Origin of the sequence: Teredinibacter waterburyi (genome assembly GCF_001922985.1) — a bacterium.
In the GTDB taxonomy this organism is placed as follows: domain Bacteria; phylum Pseudomonadota; class Gammaproteobacteria; order Pseudomonadales; family Cellvibrionaceae; genus Teredinibacter; species Teredinibacter waterburyi.
In genome coordinates this window covers 39,587-46,119 of sequence record NZ_MRUH01000095.1, presented here as the reverse complement: position 1 = coordinate 46,119, position 6,533 = coordinate 39,587, and the positions used below count along the sequence as shown (strand labels likewise).

Annotated in this window: 3 protein-coding genes; 1 reads left to right on the top strand and 2 read right to left on the bottom strand. The window is 47.8% G+C overall.

The features are described 5' to 3' along the window. Positions 1 to 1,053 (bottom strand): S1C family serine protease (locus IDZ20_RS06825; RefSeq protein WP_188150676.1); only part of this gene is annotated, 1,053 nt, incomplete at its 3' end. A gap of 202 nt (positions 1,054 to 1,255) precedes the next feature. On the opposite strand from IDZ20_RS06825, the gene IDZ20_RS06820 reads away from it, so the two are divergent. Beyond that, on the top strand, positions 1,256 to 3,649 hold the full coding sequence (locus IDZ20_RS06820) for a glycoside hydrolase family 94 protein (protein ID WP_188150675.1): 2,394 nt from the start codon (positions 1,256 to 1,258) through the stop codon (positions 3,647 to 3,649). Between the two features lie 306 nt (positions 3,650 to 3,955). On the opposite strand, the gene IDZ20_RS06815 is transcribed toward IDZ20_RS06820, so the two are convergent. Further along, entirely contained in the window at positions 3,956 to 6,154 is a 2,199-nt protein-coding gene (locus IDZ20_RS06815) for a cellulase family glycosylhydrolase (protein ID WP_188150674.1), read from the bottom strand. Positions 6,155 to 6,533: the final 379 nt, after the last annotated feature.

Sequence of the window (6,533 nt, the reverse complement as noted above, 5' to 3'; positions counted from 1 at the left end):
CACAGCCCCCCCAGCCATATCGGCGGTTGGCCAAGGGTTTGATAAAAGCTCACCAATAATACCGCCGGTTGCAGACAACACCTGTTCGGCGATAGATTCTTGCAAGTGCTTGTAACGGTGCTCTTCTACCTGACTGGAAGCGCCGTCACTCTTGCTAGCAGCCTCGTCTAGATTGGTTAGCTCTTCGTTGACCGCGCTCGGCTCGTTTTCAGCAGTAGCCACTTCGGTCTCTACAATATCGTCTGCAGACTCAACCTCTAGCGCTATGGCTGTATTTGATTTTGTATCAGGCGATATTGCATCGGTAATTTTTTGCTGCTCTTGGAGGCGCTGATAAAGTTGTGCCAACTTATCGACCGGCACCAAAAAACCAATTTGATTGCCGCCAGTTTGCACATTAATACCGGTAACCAAGCCGTCCGCATCAATTGTCGGGCCACCACTCATACCGGCATTTATCGCGCCGGCAAAATGAATGCGATCAAAAATATAATCGTCGGCCAAGCCATTGTAATTCCCTTCGACAATGGTCATACCAATATTGCGAGGGTTGCCAATGGAGAACATTTTCTCGCCTTTGGCGGGCTGCGTTTCTCGAAACTTTAACGGTCGCCCAGGTTTTTCAACGGCGACTATCGCGAGGTCGTTAACCACATCGACGGCCAAGATTGTAAGGTTCTCTACATCGCCTTCAATATTTAATTGCAGTCGGTATTCTTCCTTTTCCATAACGGCCGCCGACACCACGTGATAATTGGTCGCCATTAAAGATCCGTCACCAATGTAGAAACCACTGCCCGAACCGCTTTTGTTTTCGGATTTAGCGTTGATTATCTGAACCTGTTTAATTGATTCACCAAACACCGCAAAAGCCTGCTCCGCTTGCCCGCCAGTAGCCGCACTTACCTTGACACCGCAAAGCAGGCCAAAAAAAACTAAACCTATAAAATAAAACAGTGAAGAAGAAGCGAGAGAGTAATCAAAGGAGCAGCAATTAGTACCTCTACCGTCCATTATTAACCGCGTATGCGGGATCTTAGCTAGCGAAATCAAAAACAGGTTCCTTTTTTGGAATAGGCGCCGTAGCCCAATTGCCACAGCCTTAGATATACAACTTCCGCCAATAGCGAAGTAGGCTGAGGAGGCTTAACTCAAGCCAGACCGCAGATGATAGCCCAATCTTGGTCGGGACAACACCGCCGTTCTCCCTTATAATCTTGCCCTTTTCGAACCTCCTAATAGAGACTGCAGCACTATGAAATACGGCTACTTTGATGATCAAGCACGTGAATACGTAATCACCCAACCGGACACTCCACGATCCTGGACAAATTATCTTGGCTCAACCGAGTACGGTGCGATCATCACCAACAACGCTGGAGGCTACAGTTTCTATAAATCGGCAGCTCAAGGCCGTTTTACCCGCTATCGCTCCAATGCGGTGCCTATGGATCAGCCGGGGCGTAATATCTATATTCGCGACCAGGACAGCGGCGACTATTGGTCTAGCGCATGGCAGCCAGTGGGCAAGCCTTTAGATCAGTATCAATCCGAATGTCGGCATGGTACGGCTTACACCACCATTACATCGCAATACAGTGGTATTGAAAGCAAATCTACCTACTTTGTGCCACTCAATCAAATTAACGAACTTTGGTATACCACGCTCACCAACAATAGCGACAAGCCACGTAAATTGCGATTGTTCACCTACGTGGAATACACCAACAACTGGAAGCTGTTCAACGACCTGCTAAACCTGCAGTACTCGGCTTATATTGTGAATATGTCGGTTAAGGATGGCATTATCGACCACGGCACCAACGTGAGCATGGATCCGAACCCAGAGGACTTCCAAGACAGCGACCAAGGCCGTCACACCTTTTTAGCCATTGCGGGCGCCGACGTCACCGGCTACGACACCGACCGTGAAAAATTCTTGGGGCCCTACCGCAGCTATCACAACCCACTCGTAGTCGAGCGCGGCGAATGCGGTCAGTCCCTCGCGGTCGCCGACAATGGTTGCGGCACGGTGCAAATTGATATCGAACTTCAACCCGGCGAAAGTAAATCGTTTTGCGTGATTATGGGTATCGGCCGAGCTGAAGAAGAAGGCGCGGCGGCACGTGCTCAATTTAGTGACATGGCCAATGTCGAAAAAGCCCTAGCGGATGTAAAAGACTACTGGCATTCACGCTTGAATAATTTCAGCGCCGAAACACCAGACCCAGAACTTAACAGCTTCTTTAACACTTGGAACCCCTACAACTGTTTAATCACATTTGCTTGGTCGCGCGCGGCAAGCCTAGTGTATAACGGTGAGCGCGACGGTTTGGGTTACCGCGACACAGTACAAGATATGCTTGGTACCCTGCACTCCATTCCTGCAGAAGCGCAACAACGCTTAGAGCTGATGATTACCGGCCAAGCCTCTACAGGTGGCGCCATGCCTGTGGTGAAGCCCTATGCCCACAACCCAGGTAGCGAGCCCTGCCCTGCCGAAACCGACTACCGCTCGGATGACTGCATGTGGCTGTTCAACACCGTACCCGCGCTGGTAAAAGAAACCGGCAACCTAAGTTTTTACGACAAGGTGCTGCCTTATTGCGACAAGGGCGAAGACACAATTCTCGGTCACCTCAAACGCGCCATTGAATTTAGCTTAAACCGCCTCGGTAAACACGGCCTACCCTGCGGCTTGCTCGCCGACTGGAACGACTGCCTAGTACTCGGTCACGACGGTGAAACCGTATTTGTTGCCATGCAACTGCGTTTTGCCTTGGCAACCTACATTGAAATTTGCGAAATGAAAGGCTTGAGCGGAGAAATCAGCTGGGCGCAGGGGTACTTGGCGACTCTAGACAAAAATCTCGACGAACACACCTGGGATGGCGAGTGGTATCGCCGCGCCTTCCGTGTCGACGGTTTTGTATTTGGTTCGAAACAAAATGACGAAGCCTCAATCTTTTTGAACCCACAAACCTGGTCGGTATTAAGTGGTCACGCCTCGCCAGAAAAAGCCAAACTTGCTATGGATAGCGTTGAGCAGCGACTCGCGACCGACGCCGGTTTAATGGTACTCGACCCGCCGGTTACCAAGCTCGACCCCGAAATTATGCGTGCACGCCTATTCAATCCCGGCATGAAAGAAAACGGCGCGGTGTTCTGTCACACCCAAGGCTGGGTTGTGATGGCGGAAAGTAAACTCGGAAACGGCAACCGTGCCTACCAATACCTGCGCACCTTTATGCCTGCAGCATTTAACGATAAAGCCGAAGTGCGAGAAAGCGAACCCTACGTGTTTTGTCAAAGTACTCACAGTAAATATAGCCCCCGCTACGGTGCTTCGCGCCTACCTTGGCTAACCGGCGCCGCTACTTGGGCATACCACGCAACATCGCAATACATGCTTGGCATTCGGCCGGAGTACAACGGCTTAATGATTGATCCCTGTATCCCATCAAACTGGCCCGGCTTTAGCGCAACCCGTGTCTTTCAAGGAAAGACCTACAATATTAAAGTGGAAAATCCGAACGGCGTTGAGAAAGGCGTGGTGTCAGTAATGCTTAATGGAAAGGTTCACGAAGGCAATGTACTTAACCCAGCTAACTGCGAACAGGAAAACACCATCGTTGTCGTTATGGGTTAGTTATTCATTAATAGAAACTACACTGCGCACCAATTCAAATTAAACTGCGCACTACCCAAAATAAAAAAGCCAAGTTACGTGCTCAACGCGACTTGGCTTTTTTACTTCTTGATTAGCGAATTTTTAACTCACTACTTTTCGCTAACACAGGGCCATCCCTATCCCAACTGCAGTTCCTATAGAATTTAAATGATCATGAAAAAACGATCACTCAACGGCTATTGAAATAAAATTCAGTAAGGTAAAAATCCAGTAAGGTAAATAGTACCGAGGAGCGCCGCTCCTCGGTATATCAACCCAAAGGAATTACATACCCCATAGCAATTTCAGTAGAGCTGTTTTAAGAGAGTCAAAACCGCCCCAAGTTCCCCAGCCTGATTCATTCGTATCAGGTACATAGTCATGCGAATACCAACCGCCGGTATCGCCAGACTCTGGGTTAATCGACCAGTAACAACCCTGTATATCCTTCTCTACCATATAGTCGACAAGAGCATCCTGCCATTCCCTATCAACGCCTGGGGTAATGTGGCTCCACATTTCCTGCTCGGCTGCACGAGTGCCGTTAGGCCAATCCATGTTACCGCCAAACTCACCTATCACCATGGCGTAACCTTGATCGCGCAAGTAACCGAAGTGCTCGTCCCAACCAGCACGCAGTACGGTTGGATTGATTACCACGTTACAATCGGCATTACCGGCAGCATCACCTTCTAAATCTGTACACTCAGATTGAGATGGATCCATAAACTGTCGCTGTACAAATACAGATGGACCATAGGTGTGTGGAGACAAAACTAAACGCTCTTTTGGAATGTTGAGTGGGTTGTCGCCAGCTTCATAAAGGTTCTCACCCCAGTTAGGGTTCGAAGCCATGTCACCGTGAGGAATTTCAACGTCGTTGGAGGTGACTGAACCGATACCTTCAACAAAAATTAGCACGTCAGAGTTAACCGAACTAATCGCTTGGTACGCATTTTCAGATAGCGTCTTCCACTCTTGCCAAGTGTAATCCCAAGGCTCGTTGAAAATATCAATACCGATGATATTGTCGACACCAAGCTGTGCAGGTAAACCGGCAATTTCTCGCAAGTTATCTAACCAGATACTTTCGTTATAGGGGTCGTCGTTAGCGGCTCCGCCACCACAAGAATACTCTTCGCGAGTAAACTCATAACCTTCACGATCAGCGTCGGCGTATGGAGGGTTAGCATCCAAACGACCTGCACGCCAACCAACATAGTTAGAACAGGAGTGGATATCCACAATCACTTCGATATTATTTTGGTCAGCCAAAATAATAAAGTCCTCTAATGCCTGACGAGCATTGTCTTGACGAACGGATTCGTGGTTCTTCAACACGCCACCGTTTTGAATATCGCCAATACCCTGCGGGTCATTTGGATCAAGTGTTTGCGGCGCAATTGGCAAACGAACAACGTTAATACCTTGCGCAGTAATTTCGGTCATTGTTTGCTGAATAGTACGACCGGTATCCGCCCACCACATATTGCCCACATAAAGCTCTAGTGGCGCGCCATCAGCATTATTATCGGCATCTTTAGGTTCGTGCTGCCCCTCTAAGCCAAACCAAGAACCACAGCGTACTGGGAACACGCTACCGTTTTTGGTTATGTTGCCTTGACTATCGACACGGAAAGTTCCCGATCCACCGGTGCTAGACGAACTACTAGAACTGCTAGAGCTGCTAGAACTACTCGTGGACGAGCTGCTCGAAGATGAGCTGCTTGACGATGAGGAAGAGCTACTACTAGAAGAACTGCTACAGGTCGAAACTACGCCACCGCTACCAGACTGGCTTTCACACGTCGTGCGACCAATACAGCTCTGACTGTTTTCCCAACCCCAACCACTGGTTTGGTTAACACACAGAGGACGTGGCGCATCTTGGTACCACTTACACTGCTCGACACACTGACCGCCTGAACTACTAGAACTTGAAGATGAACTAGAACTTGAAGATGAACTAGAACTGCTTGACGAACTAGAGCTACTTGAAGAACTGGAGCTGCTACTTGAGCTTGAAGAGCTAGAACTACTAGAGCTTGAAGAACTAGAACTACTAGAGCTTGAGCTACCACCAGAACATGCCGCACCTGTTACGCTAGGCGTTTCGGCGCTACCGCCGTTAGTGTTGCCTTGAAAGCCAAATGAAACAGTTTGCCCAGGTTGAATAGTGCCGTTCCAACCATAGCTAGTTGCGGTATAAGGATTGCTACCACTTACGTTAGCATTCCAAGAATTCGTTACACGGTTGTTGTTGTATTGCCAGCTAACATTCCAACCATTAATTGTACTTGAAGTACTGTTAGTAATATTAATGCTGGCGGTAAACCCCGAACCCCATTGATTATTTACCACGTAGCTACAACTCGCCGCGGCTCCCTGTGAAAATGCCGCAAGTGCGACACCTACCCCAACAATACAGCTCGCGCGTTTTAAAACGCTGCGAATGCTACTTGTGGGCTTGCTTGAATTACACATAGTCCAATCCTCATTTATTATGACGAAAACCATTTATTCAATTTTAAATTCACACTGAAAATAATGGCTGTATTCGACTGATCGTTATTAAATTGGCCACATTAATACTTAATAAGGGCACCTTGTTCTGAATATAGAGTTACAAACGCTCTCCACACCCAAAATTCTTCTTCGATAAACAACATAAAAGACAGCCAAAAAAACACCTTAATTTGCGGTTATTATTCAAAACAAAAATGGCAAAAAACCTAAGTAGGCTTAAACAAAAACACCTACAAAAAGCTATGTAAAGCTTTTGGAATATACCAATAAGAAATTAACTTTCGATAAAGATTGATTTTTTCGGTTAGACTTTTGATTCCGTTTGAGAATAAGCTGG

Excerpts from the sequence above, each read along its gene's own strand:
- IDZ20_RS06815 (WP_188150674.1), bottom strand. The coding sequence starts at position 6,154 with ATGTGTAATTCAAGCAAGCCCACAAGTAGCATTCGCAGCGTTTTAAAA.
- IDZ20_RS06820 (WP_188150675.1), top strand. The coding sequence starts at position 1,256 with ATGAAATACGGCTACTTTGATGATCAAGCACGTGAATACGTAATCACC.